A 15,376-nucleotide genomic window follows, 5' to 3' on the forward strand; every position below is an offset into this window, starting at 1 on the left:
TCAGTCGGCCGCGCGAACGAGCGCTTCGCGAACATCCTGCGCGCCGGTCGCGTCGCCACGCGCGGAGCGCAAGGCCTCTAACGCCAGCGCGGCAAAGCCGCTCATCCGCGCGACGGCGAAGCTGACGCCGTAGAGGTTGAGCCGGGGTGGCACACCGTCGATCGATCGCGGAACCCCGGCCGCAGCGAAAACCGTCCTCCCCTCCCGCGCGATCGCGCGACAGGCGCCGATCGGGCATTCGGGATCGAGCGCGACGCCAAGCACCGAAGGCAATGCTCCTGGCCAGCAGGGCACGCCATCCACGGCATGGGCGGCGACCAGCACGATGCCGGCATCGTCGGCGCGCGCCGCCGCATGCGCAAAGGCATCGCGATGCGCGGCGTTGGTCGAGCCGAGGCTGAGGTTGATGATGTCCGCCTTCGCAGCGATCGCCCAGTCGATTGCCGCGATCAGCGCGACAGCGGAGGCGCGCAAGGCCTCGCGAAACACGCGAACCGTCAGAAGGTCTGCGCCGGGGGCGCCCTGCTGGATTGCGGCGCTGACGGCCGTGCCGTGGCCGAGCCGGTCGAGAATGGCCTCGAGGTCATCCTCCACCCTCCCCTCCCGCGTGATCGCGACCCCGCCGAGCAGCCGGGTGCCGTCGATATGCGGGTGCGCCGGATGGACGCCGCTATCGATCACCGCGATCCGCACCCCGCGCCCGGTGGTGCCGGGAAAGGACAGCGCCATCATGCCCTGCGATCCACAACCGTCGCCTGCCCGCCGTCGAGACGGACAACGATGTCGGCGCGGTCCGCCAGCGCCGGCTTGTGGGTGATGACGATCAGGGTGGCGTCGGGCAGCGCGCCACGCAGACGATCCGCGATCCGCGCTTCGGTCTCGGCGTCGAGCGCCGAGGTCGGTTCGTCGAGGATCAGCACGCTGGGGCGGCGGAGCAGCGCGCGGGCGAGCGCCAGCCGCTGCCGTTCGCCCGCCGACAATGCCAGCCCGCGCTCCCCGGTGCGCGTCTCCAGACCCTCAGGCAACCGCGCGACCAGCGCGTCGAGCCCGGCGGCGTGGACGGCGCGGACGATCGCACCATCCTCGACGGTGTCGAGCCCGAAGGCGATGTTGGCGCGGATGCTGTCGTTGAACAGATAGGGCGCCTGATCGACCAGCAGGATCTCGCGGCGAAGATCGTCGAGCCGCAGGCTGCGTACGTCCACCCCGTCGATCAGCACGCGGCCGGCATCGACATCCTGATAGCGGACGAGCAGGTCGGCGAGCGTCGATTTGCCCGCCCCGCTTTCCCCCAGGATCGCGCAGAAGCTGCCGGCCGGAACGGCGAAATCGATATCGACCAGCACCGCATCGCGATCATAGCGCTTGGCAACATGCTCGAAGCGCAACCCTTCGCCGATGCGCGCCAACGGCACGGCATCCGCCTGTTCGACCACCTCGGCAGGCGTGTCGAACAGCTCGAGGATGCGCCCCAGCGACACCCGCGCGGAGGCGAGCCCGGCGCCCAGCCCCATCAGGATCTGGATCGGCCCGAACAGCCGCGCCTGATAGGCCATGAACGCCACCAACGTGCCGATGCTCATCTCCCCGGCGATGATCCGCCAGCCGCCGTAGAGCACCACCGCGGAGGTCGAGGCGGTGAGCAGCGCGCCGGGAAGCGCGCCCGCCATGAAGGAGGTCAGTTGCATGCGCAGCATCGCCGAGATGAACGCGTCGTTGCGCATGCCGAACCGGCGCACCTCATGCGCGCCCGCGTTGAGCGAGGTCACCACGCGCATGCCCATCACGCTGTCGACGAGGAAGCTGCCGAGATCGGCGCCACGTTCGCGCATTTCCTGCGTCAATGCGGTCAGCCGCCGCTGGAAATGGACGAAGGCGATCACGCAGACCGGCACCAGCACGGTGCCGAGCAGGAACAGCCGCCAGTCGAGCCACAGCATCAACGCGATGCTGCCCAGCAGGAACAGCATATTGCTCAGCACCGACAGCAAGGTGTCCGCCGCGGCGCGCTGGACGGTGCTGACGTCGCTGTTCATGCGGGACATCAGGTCACCCAGCCGGAAACCGCTGAAGAAGCGCGGCGACAGGCTCTGCAGGTGGCGCAGCAGCGCGGCACGGATGTCGTAGAGCATCGCCGCGGAGAGCGCGATGTAGCGATAGCTGGCGAGCGCGTTGAGCACGAAGCCGAGCACCGTCACCACCAGCAAAGCCGCAGCGATCATCCACAGCGCGTTCAGGTCACGGCGCAGCAGCGCCTGGTCGATCATCAGCTTGGAGAAATAGGGCTGCGCGAGGTTGAGCATCGTCGCGACGAGGCTGATCGCGAGCACGAAGCACAGCCGCGGCGCATAAGGCCGCACATAGATCCAGACGCGCCGATAGGCGTGCCAGCCGGCGGGGGGCTGCCCCGCGCTCAGGATACCAGCCTTCGTTCGGCCAGCCGATAGCCCTGCAGCATGTAGCGCGGCTCCGGCGCATGGGCGAGCCGGGTGGTGCACCAGTCATGCCCCTCCGCGAGCGCGTCATGCGCAGCCCGCCACCAGTCCCCCTGCCCGCCCGTGCGATAAAAGGGTGCGCACAGTTGCAGGTGGCGCCGCATCGTCGCGAGCAGCATCGCGTCATGATGCGCCCTCAGCGCCTGCGCGTCGCCGCCGTCGCCGATCGCAGCAAGGATCGCCGAGACGAGGATCGCCTCACGCACCGCCTGCGCGGTGCCGTCGCCGCAGATCGGATCGAAGGCGATCGCTGCGGTGCCGCAGCCGATCCAGTCCGCGCCCGACGGCGGACAGGCAATGCGCGGGCTGGGGTCGAAGGACTGGCGGGGGGCCTCGGCCAGCCTGACGCGGCGGGCGACATGCCGGCTCTGCCGCAGCGCCGCCTCCATGTCGGCGCCGACGCTGAGCAACCACGCCTGCCCGGTGCCGGCGGGGATCAGGAACAGCCAGCCGGACTCCACCGACTCGATCCAGCAATCGCTCGCATCGGCGGGGTCGCGCAGCGCCACCGGCGCGGCGGTCGCGCCGCGCGCGCCGAAGCGTCGCGTCTCGCCCCCGGGCAAGGGCGCGGCGGCATGGATGGTCAAGTCGGTCGTTGCCGCACCCCCGGTTTCGGTCACCGGCAGCAGCGCCGCCGCGCCGGCGACAATCGTCGCGGCATGCGGCATCGCCACCGGATCGCCGCCGCCCCAGGCGACGATGCGGCGGGTGATGCGCGGCAGGCCGGCGAACAGGTCGGGCGCAGCGAACACGTCGCGGATGAGCCCCAGCGCCATGTCGCTCAGCATCACCACCGGTGCGGGCGCAGGATCGGCCGGCGCCATGGTCACGGCGATGCGGTTCAACCCCAGCAGATGCGCGCAGCAGGCAGCGGCAACGCCGCCGCCGCGTATCATGACGTTCATACGGGCATCGTCCCCGGCGGGGCGGAACGCGTCAAGCCGCCAGCCGCGTTATCGCGAGACGATCAGCCCGGCCATCGTCGCGTCATTGCCGATGTCCCAGGTCTTTTCGAGCTGGAGCGTCTTGGCATCATAGACCTCGATGTCGAAGCTCGCGCCATAGATATAGAGCTTGGCACCATCGCCCGACATGCCGAACTGGAAGCGGGAACGGCACTGAAACTCCGCCTTGCCCAGTACCTTGTTGGTGGAGAGGTCGAAGCGCCAGAACTCGCAGCGCTTGTTGCCGAGCAGCCCGGTGGTGGCGACGGTATAGCCCTCCTTTCCGTCCGGCGTGATCTGCAGCCCCGCCATCGATGCCGGCGCCGGGCCGATCGGCACGAAGCTGAAATGGCGCGAGGCAAGGTCGAAGCGCGCGAGGCCGAACACCTTGTTGTGCACATAGGGGTCGGCCGCGTTGAACAGCGACACGAACTGGCCGGGATTGCGGATCGCCTCGACGCCGCCGCCGAAGCTGACATTCTCGAAGCCCGACACATCCGCCTTGGCGAGTTCGAAGCGCTCGACCGCCTTCAGATCGGAGGTCGCGACGACGATCACCTTGTCACGGAAGACATAGAGGAACTTGCCGTCCGGCGAGATCGCATAGGCCGAGCGATAGGCAGCGCCGGAGGTGTCGTCCTCCGCCGCGAGGTCGACCGCGCGGACGACCTTCTTCAGCTTGAGATCGACGACGGTGTATTGCGGCTTGCTGATCCTGTACCGGTCGATCTCCTTGTCGATCCGTTCCGCCACCGTGTAGAAATAGCGGCCCGAGGGATCGGCCACACCACTGTAGAAGCGGTAGCGCGTGGTCGGCGTATTCAGGCTGAAACTGTCGGTCACCCGGCCGCTGGCGATGTCGTAGGTCTCGATCCCCGAGGTGGTGATCGTCGTGACATAGATCTTCTTGCGATCGCTCGATTCGCGCAGGCCGGTGGGCAGGCCCGTCGCCAGCGTGATGCGCCGGGTGGGTTTGCCGGTCGCCTCGTCGAACAGGATCAGCACATTGGGATAGCCGCCCATATACAGGGTGCCGGCCTGCGCCGAGACCGGCAGCAGCGACAGGCAGGCGGCCAGCACGCCGCGCATCATCCTCTTCACCCGCATCCTCCCCCTCGGCCTGTCAGCCTCTGCAGCGATCATGGGAACACCAGATCGAGATTGCGCCAGTCCTTGGTGGCGACGGCACAGTTGCTGGCCCAGTCGGGCGAGTAATTGACATGATCGGGCACCTGCACCGGCCAGAAGCAAGTGACGTAACAGTCATAGATGTCGCGCTCGACCGGCTGGCACAGCCCCGCGGTGCCGCCGCCGGCATCGACTTCCCAGCCCGGCGAGAAAGCGAGCGAGCAGCCCATCGGCACGTGCGGCCGCGGCTGCTGCTGCAGCGCGACGACATCCTCTTCCAGCATCGCCGCCGCTTCGTCGATCTGCGCCGCCTTTTTGTTGAGCGGCTTGAGATGCTTCATGACAACGCCTTTCGTTCCGCAAAGCGTTCGAGGAATTCGGGGTTCTTCACTGCCAGCTCACCGTAGATGTTGAGGCAGCGGTCGGTCCAATCGCGGATCCAGTCGCAATAATGCAGGTTGGCATGGCCGGTATCGCCATAGCGCACGAACGCCTCATGATGGCATCCGCCCGCGCACAGCGGCCGCACCCAGCAGCTCTTGCATTCATATTTCGCGTCGACATGCCCGCGCGCGAGGAAATCGCCCTGCTTCTCGCGATCGATGCCCGAGGAGATATGTCCCATCGTGTGGGTGTCGGCATCGGTGAAGCGGTGGCACGGCGAGAGATCGCCCGACGGGCTGACCCCGAGCAGGCCGATCCCGGCGCCGCAGGGATGCGACTTGTGGACGCCCTGGATCAGCTCGCTGATCGTCTCGCTGACGTTGGAGAAGCCATGGCTGCGGCCCTGCAGCGCGTGCGCCAGCCACTCGTCGGCCAGCGCATGGAATTGCGCGAGCACCCCATCCATGCCCTCCGCGCCGAGCGTATAGGCGCGATCGTCCGCGCTCGTGACGGGCGCGAACCCGACCTCGTGGAAGCCGAGATCGTCCTTCAGGTGGCGATAGATGCGGATCACGTCGGTCACGCCATCGGTCAGCGTGACGCGCGCGGTGATCGCCCGCGTCCTGTGGTTGGCGATCAGCGCGCGCAGCCGCGGCTCGATCACGGCATAGCTGCCGCGGCCGCTCTTGTAGACGCGGCGCTTGTCCTGCAGGTCGGGCGGGCCATCCATGCTGACGGTGACGCCGATCGCATTGTCCGAAAGGAAGGCGATGATCTCGGGCGTCAGCAGGGTCGCGTTGGTGGTGAGGCTGAAACCGATCGTCTTGCCCGCGGCCGTCGCCCGTTCGGTCGCATAGGCGACGACCTGCTTCAGCAGCGGGAAGTTCATCAGCGTCTCGCCGCCGAAGAAGGTGATGTGCACGCCCTTGCGGCCGGCGGACTGATCGAGAAGGAAGTCGACCGAGGCCATCGCGGTCTCGAGCGACATATATTTCTTCTTGCCCTGCGGCGTCGCGATCTTGTCCGCGCCGAACTCATAGCAATAGGTGCAGGCGAGGTTGCACTGGTTGGTGATGTTGAGCACCAGCGCCTGCAGCGGGAAATCCTTGGGCGGGCTCGACGGCCGCGGCGCGTGGCGCTGGTCGTCGGTCACGATCACCCCGGCGAAGCGCAACTCGCGGATCAGTTCGTCGGCGTCCTCCTCGGGCATGCCGTATGAAACGAGATGGTCCGTCAGCGCAGCATGGCCCGCCGCGCCTTTCGCCAGCCGATCGAGCAGGCAGCGCGAGGCATCGTCGAGCTGGAAGATCGCGCCGGCGGAGACCAGGTAGATGAAATCCGCATCGCCGACCGCGAAGGGGTGATATTCCGCCGGCCGATAGCCGATCGCAGTCATGACCGTCATTGCGACACCTCCGGCTGATCCCAGCGCTGATAGGCAGGCACGGTGACGACGAGATAGGCGCGGCCGGTCAGCGGCTGGCCGAACTTGTCCTTCTCGGTCTTCGCGGTCGCGACCACCCACACCTCGCCATAATTGTTGCGGCCGAAGCGCCGGTTCGGGTTCGGCCCTTCCGACGCGGGCGTGAAGAGCGCATTCGCGCTCAGCGCACCGACGAAATCCTTGTCGTCATCATTATAGACCGCCATGAATTCATCGATGCTCCACGTCACGTCGACGGGGCCGATCTTCACGTCGTCGGGCGTACCGGGCTTGCCGTCCGCGCCATTACCATAGCCCAGCGCCTCGAACTGACCGTAACCTTTGGGATGCTTGACCCCGCCGAGGCGCGCGAGGCCGGTTTCTGGCACCACCTTCAGATAGTCGATCGCCGCATAGACCGGCAGCGCCTGCGCGAGGGTGGCGCCGCGGATGCCGATATCGTGCCGGCCGGGCACCGCATTCGCCGCCACGTCCGCGGTGACGACCGCCTCGCCGGCGGACGCGGAGACGATCCGCGTCACGGTCACGCCTTCGCCCAGGCTGATCTCGGCGGGCTTCAGGTCGGACGGCAGGTTGGCCCCGACGATGCGGACCTGCGCACCTTTGGCGCCCGCCTTGAGCAACACCGGGCCGACGCCGAGGATCGCCGGTTCGGTGCCCGCGCGGGTCAACGCCACGTCGAAGCCGAACTCATTATATTCGCCCCAGAACCAACGCCCCTCGCCGCTCTTCTGGTCGGGCGCGAACCACATCGTCTCGCGCGTCTCGCGGTTGGGATCGTCGGGTGCCGCCCCCGGGGTCGCCCCCTTCGAACGGCCGCGCCACGAATAGCCGCCATAGACCAGGCCGGTGCCGGCGCGCGTCAAGGTCTCGCCGGTCGACAGCGAGCGCAGGGTCGCTCCGGTTACGAACTCGTCGGCGGATTTTCCGGGCGCAACCGTCAATTCGCCGACATAATCGCCGCGCCCAGGCAGATGCGCCGAAACGAGCCATTTGCCGGCGAGATAGGGCGTGCGGATGCGCGGCCGCCAATTGCCCCATTCCACGGTGTGAAGCGGCGCCGCCTTCTGCATGAACTCAAGGGCAAGCTGGCCGTTGGTGACGGGCGGCGTGCCCGGCGCCGACGGCGCGGCCCCCGGCTGGGGATCGGCGGGACGGCGATATTGCGCCTCCGCCTGCGAATAGAGCGCGACATGCAGATCCTGCAGCAGCTTCCATTCGGTCTTCGAGCGGCGCCACGACATCGGCTGCGCAAAGGCATGGCAGGCCGCGCAGGCCTGACGGACGGAGTCATTGGGGATCAGCGCCTCATCGACGATACGCTTCTCGGGCAGGTACATCACCGGCCTGGCTTCCTCGGGCGCCAGCCCGTGCCAGGTCGAGAGATATTTGACGACGGCGCGCGATTCATCGGGCGTGATCTCGAGCCCGTTCAGCCGCACCATCCGCTTGATCGCCTGCGACCAGCCTTCGGGCGTGGTGCGCGCCCAGGAGATCCGCGACATGTTGCCCTTCTCGTCCTGCTGGTGGCAGGCGCCGCATTTTTCGATCGTCAGGCGATCCGTCACCGGAATGCCATCCTCGGACTCGACCGCGGCCTTGTCCCCATCCGCCGTCGTCGCGACCGGCTTGTTGGCCTGCGCCATCACCACCGATGCGGAGAACAGGCCCAGCACGGCAAAACGCCACGCCGATCGCCCGGATGGCATCAGCAGCGCCCGAAGGCGCGTGCCTGCCCGGCTTGGCCGCGAACGGGCTCGCGGCAGCATTTCGCGTTTGCAATCACTGTTGGCTGGCGTGTTCATGCCCGGGATATTCCCCCCATCTCGCCGGCGCGCTGTGGCTCGTCCTGGTGATGCTGCAAAACGAAGGTTGGACAAACGTCAAAGATCGGTCAAGCAGAATTGTGCGTTGCGAAAGAAGAGTTTTTGCATTGCGTCATAACCCCCGATCGCGGGGTTCCGGATACAGCGCACGAAGCGCCGCGGGCGCGTGGCAGGTGCGGATCGCCGCCTCGACATGGCGCGCGCGCTCGGCCTTGAGCGAGACCGAGGACAGCGCGAAACGCCGCTCATGCGCCACCTCTTCGGCGGTGAAGGGCCGCGCGTCCGCGGGCGTGCTCGCCCCGCCCAGCCCGAACACCACGTAGTTGACGAGGTCGGCAAGCTGCTGGTTGTCGGTGATGCGGCTGTGCGCAATGTTGGGCAGCCGCAGCAGATAGGCGCGTGTCGCCGGCGTGCACATGAAATAGCCGACGCGGTCGCGCAGCTGGGGCAGTTGCGCCGGCGCGGAAACGCCCTGCACGCCATGGCAGCCGCCGCACTGCTCGACATAGTCCGAACGGGCGAGCACCGGATCGGTGATCGCAGCGGGCAAGGGCCGCGCGTCCGGCAGCCCCGCCGCGGCCCCCGCCGCCACGGTCAGCCCGCCCATCGCCAGCAACGCGAGCCGCCATCGCCGCCTCAACGCCATGCCGCCGCCACCACGCTGCACCTGCTCAGCCCGCCGCGCCCACCAGCACGGCGGTGGAACAATGATATTCCATGCTCGACGTACCGAAGCACCAGATGACGTCGTTGTTGAGCTGCGGGTTGTAGAGTTGCGTCTCGCGATCGGTGTTGTCGCACGGGCACTGGCCGCAGGCCGGCTTGCCGCAACAATCGCGGTAGGCGATCAGATAGGCCTTGCCGTCCGCCGGGTTGATGCAGGTGCCGACCCAGGAGACGGGCGACGGCTCCGCGCCCGCGGGGCAGCTATGGATGCCGCCGCCGCAGCAGGTGCACAGCGCGCCATCGATCGCGCAATAGCGCCAATAATCGCATTTGGTGTCGTCGGTGATCTGCGCGTTGCGCGCGAAGGCGGTCTTCGCCTCGGGGGAGCGATCGGGCTTGGCGGCCTGCGCCCGGCTGACCGGCAGCAGCGGAAAGGCGGGCGCCGCCACCAGCGCCGCGCCGAGGCGGGAGAGGATGCCGCGCCGCGAGGTGCGCCCCGCGAACTTGCGCAGGAATTTTTCGCCGATGGCATCCGCGTCGAAATGCTTCATGTGACTGCCCCCTCTCGATCCGGCTCAGGCCGCTTCGGCCTTCAGCGTCGCAAGATAATCCTGCACCGACTTCATCCCCATCTCATGCGCGACGACGAGGCTCTCCAAATGCTCCCGGCTGTTGACGAGCCCCTTGGAGAGGATCGTGCCGTCCGCATCGAGCAGCACCGCGAAGGGCAGCTTGGCAACGCCGAATGCCTGCCCGGCCTCGGGCCCGTTGACGAACGGATAGGCTTCCAGCCCCTGCTGCGCGACCAGCGCCTTCTGCGCGGCGACATCGTCGTCGCCGACGAAGGTCAGCGCGACACGCTCATCCCGCGCGAACGACTTGGCCATCGGGATCATCGCCTTGCACAGCGGGCAGGCTGCCGACACGAACATCAGCAGCCGCAGCCCCGCCCCTGCAGACGGGCCGCCGACCAGCACGTGCGATCCGTCGAGCATATGCGCGGCGATCGGCTTGGACTGATCCCCCACGGCCAGCCCGCCGCCGGTGGTCAGCGCGCCCGCGGGGGCCACGCGCATGTGCAGCACGCCCACCTGCCGCGCCAGCGCCAGCAGCGCCACCGCCATCGCCAGGATGATGATCCAGGAGATGATCTGGGACACGATCAGTGCAGTCATCATCGCGCTTGTCTCCGAAAGGCGGCGGTCGCGGGCGATCGGGTGAGCGCGCCGATCGCGCCGAAAAGCAGGTGGCACAGGAAGAAGGCGATCCCGCCGGCCGCGGCGACCGCCAGTTGGGCGGCGGACAGTTGGGCGGCGAACGGTGTCGGCGCCGGCACCACCAGCACCGGCACCAGCAGCGCCGCGAACGCCAGGTTGCGCGCGACCAGCGGCCAGCCGAGCATCTGGTGCAGGCCGGACAGCCCGCAGCCGCAATCGATATGCGATCGCCCGCGCCGGATGTTGACCGCCATCGCCGCCGCGAAGCCCGCCAGCAGCAGGATGGCGGCGAGCGCCGGAATGCGGCCGAGCCCTGCGATCAGCGCCACTCCGACCGCCAGTTCGACATAGGGCAGCAGCGACGCCACGATGGGCACCAGCGGCGGCGGCAGCACGCGATAATTGGCGACCACCGCCGCGAGCAGCGGGCGATGGCGCAGCTTCGTCCAGCCGGCGACGAGAAAGATCAGGCCGATGCCGATCGCAGCGGCGAGGGCTAAAATCGCAAGACCGGCCGCGCCGTCCATGGTCAATTGGCGCTGGCGACGGTGATGACACCGGCGCCGGCATTTTCGATCCTGTGCTTTTCTTCCCAGGTGGTGGCGTCGATGACGATGCCGTTCTTCTTCTCGTCATTGGCGACGATCATCGGCTTGTCTGTCTGCGTCACCTGGATGTTGGTGATCGCTTCCTCCAGCGGCAGCCGCTTGACCACCTTCTGCGTCGTCAGGTCGACTTCCCAGATCTCGGTGCCCGGCGCCTTGTGCGACCAATATTCGCCCATGTGCATCAGCACGAACAACCGGCCGGTGGCGCGGTGCAGCGCCATCACCTGGCGGCCGCCGGGCAGCCAGTTGATCTCCAGCGGCTTGGTCTCGCCCGCGCGGATGCCCGCCGCCGCCTGGATCGAGAAGGGCTTCGCTACCGCCGGCGTCGCGCCGATCGTCGCGGTATAGATCAGGCCGGTATAGCTCAGCATCACCGCGCGCTTCTTCGTCGCATCATAGATGTAATTGTCGAAGATCGGATCGTCGGTGGCCGAGAAGAAAGGCTCGGTGCGCGTGATCTGCGGCGTCGCGCCGGCGACCTTCACCGTCGCCAGCGAACCGTCCGAGCAGAGCGCGGAGAAGCCGACACCCGGGTTCGGGATCATGCTGGCGCAGCCGGGAAGCTCGATATTCTTGTAGAATTTGCGCTTCGCGAGGTCGACGACGTTGACCGACGAGGCCGGATCGAGATTGTAGACGAAGCCCCATTTGCCGTCGTCGCTGACGATGAAGTTGTTCTTGCGCATGCCGATGAGGATGCGGCCGGGGATCGCGATCTCCGTCACCAGCTTCATGTCGCGGCTGTCATAGACCGAGACCATATCCTGCCGGGTGCCGCGATTGGCCTTCGACCAGATCGTCTCGGCAACATAATAATATTTGCCGGCAGGATCGAGCGCGAGGTCGGTGAGCCGGCGCGTCACCACCATGCCCTTCATCTTGCCGCTTTCGGTGTCGAAGATGCTGGTGCCGTCCATGTCCCAGCCGCCGTCGACATAGAACCAGGCGGGGCTGGGCGCGGCCAGCGGCATCACGTCCGACGTCTCGGACTCGCCCACGGGATTGGGATCGGTCGCGGGCGCGGCATGCGCCATGCCGGCGGCCAGCAATGCACCGACGCTCGCGGACAACATCCTGGCAAGGAAGGCGTTCTTCATCCGCTGATCCCCCTCTAGACGATGGGCGCCGAACGATGGCCCGGCCGCCTGCGGCCCGAACGATGGTTTCGTCCGCATCCCGCCCGGGGGAAAGATTTGACACGTGTCCAGAATTGGTCAAGGGGCTATCTGCCCCATTGCGCAACTATTTTTGTGCGCTGCAGCGCGGGCGTCAGCCGGCGCGCTTGGGCAGTTGCGCGATGTCGCGCGACGTGACGGTCATCGCGAGATCGACCAGCGACTTCACCGCCAGCCGGGTGAAGGCGCCCATCTTGTGCGCCCATGGCTTGGCATGGCCGAGGAAGGGCGTCGATCCCTCCATCGACGCGCTGATGTAGAGCGCGACCGTGTGGACCTCGTCCGCGCTCAGCGCCGGGTTGAGGATCGCGACATATTCGCCGATCACGTCGTGCACGCGCTGGTAGAAGGTCCGCACGCGATCTGCGACGAACTCGTCATGGTTGGCGAGCGCCCAGAGTTCTGTGAACAGGTGGGTCGTCCGCTTGGACTGGATATCGTCGAGGCACATGACGATGATGCGGCGCAGCCGTTCCTCGGCGTCCAGCCCGGGCTTGCGCACCGTCTCGTCCATCACCCGCGCATAGCCCTCGACCAGCTCGTCGAGCAGGACCTGGATGAGCATTTCTTTGCGCGGGAAATGATAGCTGACATTGCCGACCTTCATGTCGCAGCGCGCGGCGATCCGGCGGATGGTGAACGCCGTCGCGCCCTCGTCGACGAGAACCGAAAGCGCCGCCTTGAGGATCGCATCGACGGTTTCGGTGCCGCGCACATAGACGCCCGGCCGCGGGACAGCACTCATCTCGTTCATGGATCCAACCTCATCCTGCCCTCCCCGCCCGCTTGCCCTAGCCGCCAGCACCGACGGGCTCAACCCTTTGCGGCCGACGCGGCAATTACGGAGCGAGGATCGGAAACCTAGGAAAACTCAGATCGGAGACAGGATCGAACTGATCGGCGCAGAAAAGCACGGATTACGGAGGTTTGCGGCAATTTCACCGCCCACATAATCACTGCATCGTATCGACAATGCCAAGAAATGCTTTCAGGCCGCGAAACATATCGATCGAAATGCATCGTCATGAATCGGAAACAATCCAGATCGCTACGCAATGAACGTCCACGATCCGCAACCAGTTTCAGGAAGATACCAAAATGTCCTCCCCGAGCTTGTCTCGGGGAGGGGGACCGCGCGCGAAGCGCGTGGTGGAGGGGCCGGCGCCCAAGCCGACCGCTCGAAAAATCGCCGCCTAGTTTCGGGGACACAATACGAACCATTTCGGGGACACAATACAAAATAGCAGCCGGATGAGCGCCGAGGCCGCCAGCGATCACTAGTTTCGTATTATGTCCCTGAAACTCCAGAAACCCTGTCAGTATCCGGCGGTCAACGACAGTTCCGCACGCGCAGATACGCTTCTTGCTCGGCAGCTTCCTCGGCGGAATAGAAATGATTCTCCACACCTTCGGCGGGCTGGTAATCGCCATAGTCCAACCGTTCATTGTACAGCTGCATCGCTTGATGCCATGATGCTGCGCGGAGGCTGAAGATCAGGCGCGCTCCAGGGATCAGGGTCTGCCGCAATTGGTCGCCTCGTTCGCGAACCGGACCAAACTCGCCGCCGTCATCATTGGCCCAATATTCATGAAGCAGATCGACCATTCCGACTGGATAAATGATCTTTCCGACTTAAGCCATCTCCGTCGGCGACGATTAACCCTTCCATTCAAGCGAGCGGTCGAGGGAGAGGGCTTGCCGGATCGACCGTACAGCCGCAGGACAGCCCCTCCCTTGGCCCCTCCCGCACGCGGAGTTTCGGTGACACAATACTAAATAGCAATCGGTCGAGCATCGTGGACTGCACCCCATCGATGAGACACGACAATTAGGGACAGCGGTTTTCCGTCACGTCCAAGGGCTGCTGCGCAGCAGCCCTTGGCGCGATATGTTCATACTCATCGGGTGATCTGTACGCCAAGGCGGAGTGGAGCCGCTGGCGATTGTAGATCTGCTCGAGGAATGAGCCGATGCGTTGCGTGGCATCGGCGAGGTCGCGATAGCCGGCGCCGTTCACTTCCTCCTGCTTGAGCGTCTTCATGAAGCTCTCGGCCATCGCATTGTCATAGGGGCATCCGACCCGGCTCATGCTCGGCAGGATGCCGGCTGCCTCCAGTCGGGCGATGTAATCGCCACAGGCGTATTGGATGCCGCGATCCGAGTGGTGGACCAATCCGCCCGGCACGACGGGGCGTCGCTCCAATGCCATCGTCAGCGCGTCGAGCGCCAGTTCGGCACGCAGATGATCCGCCATCGCCCAACCGACCACCTTGCGGCTGAACGCATCGAGGATGACCGCCAGATAGACGAATGCCTCGGCCAGGCGGACATAGGTGATGTCGGCAACCCAAAGCTGGTTGACCTCGCTCGGATCGAGGTGGCGCGCCAGATTGGGCCATATCCGCCAACTGTGGCGCGAGTCCGTCGTCGCCGGCCGGAAGACGGGCTTCCTCACGCACAGGAGATTATCCTCCCGCATCAGCTGCTGCACCCGCTTGTGGTTGATGTGCCAGCCGTCGCGCTTCATCAGTGCCGTGATCCGCCGATAGCCATAATGCCGGTTCGCCAGACACAACTGCTGAAGCTTGTCGCGCAGCGCCGTCTCTTCCTGCTTCGGAGCATAATCCTGCCATCGTCGATAGAAGGCTGCGCGGGGCACTTCGGCCAAACGGCACAGCTGCTCCACCGACAATTTCGATCCCGAGCCCTGCAGACCGGTCATCGCCTGGATCTGGGCGATGACCCCGTCACGCCACCGCCGTCGCTCGGCGGGGGTGACGCCTCGATGCGCTGCAAGGCACCCTTGAAAAAATCCAGCGCCACCTGCTGCTCGCCGACCTTGCGCTCCAACTCCGCAATCTGGCGACGCGCCTCCGTAAGATCGCGGGCACGCGCCGCCGGACCACGCGCCAGCGCCATCGCCGCTTTCTCCACACGGTTCGGCCGGCCGGGACCATCCCGAAGCGCTTCCTCACCGCCATCGCGAAACGCATCCCGCCACCGGTATAATATCGTGCGCTTGACGCCCAACTCCAGCGACAATGCCGTCCCGCTCTCGCCGGCGATCATCCGCCGAACGACATCAAGCTTGAACTCCCGTCCAAATCTTCGTCGAGCCACCTTGGACATGCTGCCCTCCTCATAAAGGGCCGTCCCTTATTTCACTGTCTCAATCTAGGGGTGCACTCCAATCGTTCACGAGTTTAGTATTATGTCCCCGAAACTAATGTCCCCGAAACTACTGCCGGACAGCGCTGATCGCGATCGGCATCGATTGGGGCGAAGCCGGTCAGGTATCGATCCGCATCCGGCCGTCTTTCCCGCTCAGGATCGACCGAACTACCGCTGAAATTGTCGAACGATGCAAGTTAGGGGGGTGTTGAGGGGGCGTTGGGGGTGCGTAAAGGGAGTGTTAGCCGCCCTTACGATCCCTGCTGGCCTGTCATCGCACTCCCCGACTTCACCCGGACTGTCGCCGCGACGGGGAA

At 66.1% G+C, this 15,376-nt stretch carries 16 protein-coding genes; all 16 read right to left on the minus strand.

Going from position 1 to position 15,376, the window contains the following annotated elements; translation table 11 throughout:
• Positions 1-732 (minus strand): subtilisin-like serine protease QhpE, encoded by a 732-nt coding sequence (gene qhpE / locus NX02_RS14820; RefSeq protein ID WP_245648597.1) that lies wholly within the window; start codon positions 730-732, stop codon positions 1-3.
• Positions 729-2,360 (minus strand): ABC transporter ATP-binding protein, encoded by a 1,632-nt coding sequence (locus tag NX02_RS14825; protein WP_281178209.1) that lies wholly within the window; start codon positions 2,358-2,360, stop codon positions 729-731. The genes qhpE and NX02_RS14825 overlap by 4 nt, the downstream gene beginning before the upstream one ends.
• 53 nt (positions 2,361-2,413) lie before the next feature.
• A complete protein-coding gene (locus NX02_RS14830) occupies positions 2,414-3,400 on the minus strand; it encodes a hypothetical protein (protein ID WP_025292986.1) in 987 nt (328 codons plus the stop codon).
• A gap of 48 nt (positions 3,401-3,448) precedes the next feature.
• Positions 3,449-4,546 carry a YncE family protein gene (locus tag NX02_RS14835; RefSeq protein ID WP_025292987.1) on the minus strand — a complete coding sequence of 366 codons (1,098 nt, stop codon included), beginning with the start codon at positions 4,544-4,546 and terminating at the stop codon, positions 3,449-3,451.
• A 32-nt stretch (positions 4,547-4,578) separates the two neighbouring features.
• Entirely contained in the window at positions 4,579-4,908 is a 330-nt protein-coding gene (gene qhpC, locus NX02_RS14840) for a quinohemoprotein amine dehydrogenase subunit gamma (RefSeq protein WP_025292988.1), read from the minus strand.
• Positions 4,905-6,356, minus strand: a complete 1,452-nt coding sequence (peaB, locus tag NX02_RS14845) for a quinohemoprotein amine dehydrogenase maturation protein (protein ID WP_025292989.1) — start codon at positions 6,354-6,356, stop codon at positions 4,905-4,907. The genes qhpC and peaB overlap by 4 nt, the downstream gene beginning before the upstream one ends.
• The gene (gene peaA / locus NX02_RS14850; RefSeq protein ID WP_039997591.1) at positions 6,353-8,104 is read right to left on the minus strand and encodes a quinohemoprotein amine dehydrogenase subunit alpha; all 1,752 of its coding nucleotides are present in this window, start codon (positions 8,102-8,104) and stop codon (positions 6,353-6,355) included. The genes peaB and peaA overlap by 4 nt, the downstream gene beginning before the upstream one ends.
• 229 nt (positions 8,105-8,333) lie before the next feature.
• Positions 8,334-8,888 carry a cytochrome C gene (locus tag NX02_RS14855; protein ID WP_245648598.1) on the minus strand — a complete coding sequence of 185 codons (555 nt, stop codon included), beginning with the start codon at positions 8,886-8,888 and terminating at the stop codon, positions 8,334-8,336.
• 4 nt (positions 8,889-8,892) lie between these two features.
• Entirely contained in the window at positions 8,893-9,438 is a 546-nt protein-coding gene (locus tag NX02_RS14860) for a methylamine dehydrogenase light chain (protein WP_025292992.1), read from the minus strand.
• 24 nt (positions 9,439-9,462) lie between these two features.
• The gene (locus NX02_RS14865) at positions 9,463-10,065 is read right to left on the minus strand and encodes a thioredoxin domain-containing protein (RefSeq protein WP_025292993.1); all 603 of its coding nucleotides are present in this window, start codon (positions 10,063-10,065) and stop codon (positions 9,463-9,465) included.
• A complete protein-coding gene (locus tag NX02_RS14870) occupies positions 10,062-10,631 on the minus strand; it encodes a MauE/DoxX family redox-associated membrane protein (protein WP_025292994.1) in 570 nt (189 codons plus the stop codon). The genes NX02_RS14865 and NX02_RS14870 overlap by 4 nt, the downstream gene beginning before the upstream one ends.
• Before the next feature lie 2 nt (positions 10,632-10,633).
• A complete protein-coding gene (locus NX02_RS14875) occupies positions 10,634-11,809 on the minus strand; it encodes an amine dehydrogenase large subunit (protein ID WP_025292995.1) in 1,176 nt (391 codons plus the stop codon).
• A 172-nt stretch (positions 11,810-11,981) separates the two neighbouring features.
• Positions 11,982-12,632 (minus strand): TetR/AcrR family transcriptional regulator, encoded by a 651-nt coding sequence (locus NX02_RS14880; RefSeq protein WP_025292996.1) that lies wholly within the window; start codon positions 12,630-12,632, stop codon positions 11,982-11,984.
• 585 nt (positions 12,633-13,217) lie between these two features.
• Positions 13,218-13,493 carry a hypothetical protein gene (locus tag NX02_RS14885; RefSeq protein ID WP_025292997.1) on the minus strand — a complete coding sequence of 92 codons (276 nt, stop codon included), beginning with the start codon at positions 13,491-13,493 and terminating at the stop codon, positions 13,218-13,220.
• 223 nt (positions 13,494-13,716) lie between these two features.
• Complete coding sequence (locus NX02_RS14890; protein WP_025292998.1) at positions 13,717-14,610, minus strand: IS3 family transposase; 894 nt, start codon at positions 14,608-14,610, stop codon at positions 13,717-13,719.
• A complete protein-coding gene (locus NX02_RS14895) occupies positions 14,607-15,017 on the minus strand; it encodes a helix-turn-helix domain-containing protein (RefSeq protein ID WP_084717805.1) in 411 nt (136 codons plus the stop codon). The genes NX02_RS14890 and NX02_RS14895 overlap by 4 nt, the downstream gene beginning before the upstream one ends.
• Between the last annotated feature and the right edge of the window lie 359 nt (positions 15,018-15,376).

It is taken from the genome of Sphingomonas sanxanigenens DSM 19645 = NX02, from assembly GCF_000512205.2.
In the GTDB taxonomy this organism is placed as follows: domain Bacteria; phylum Pseudomonadota; class Alphaproteobacteria; order Sphingomonadales; family Sphingomonadaceae; genus Sphingomonas_D; species Sphingomonas_D sanxanigenens.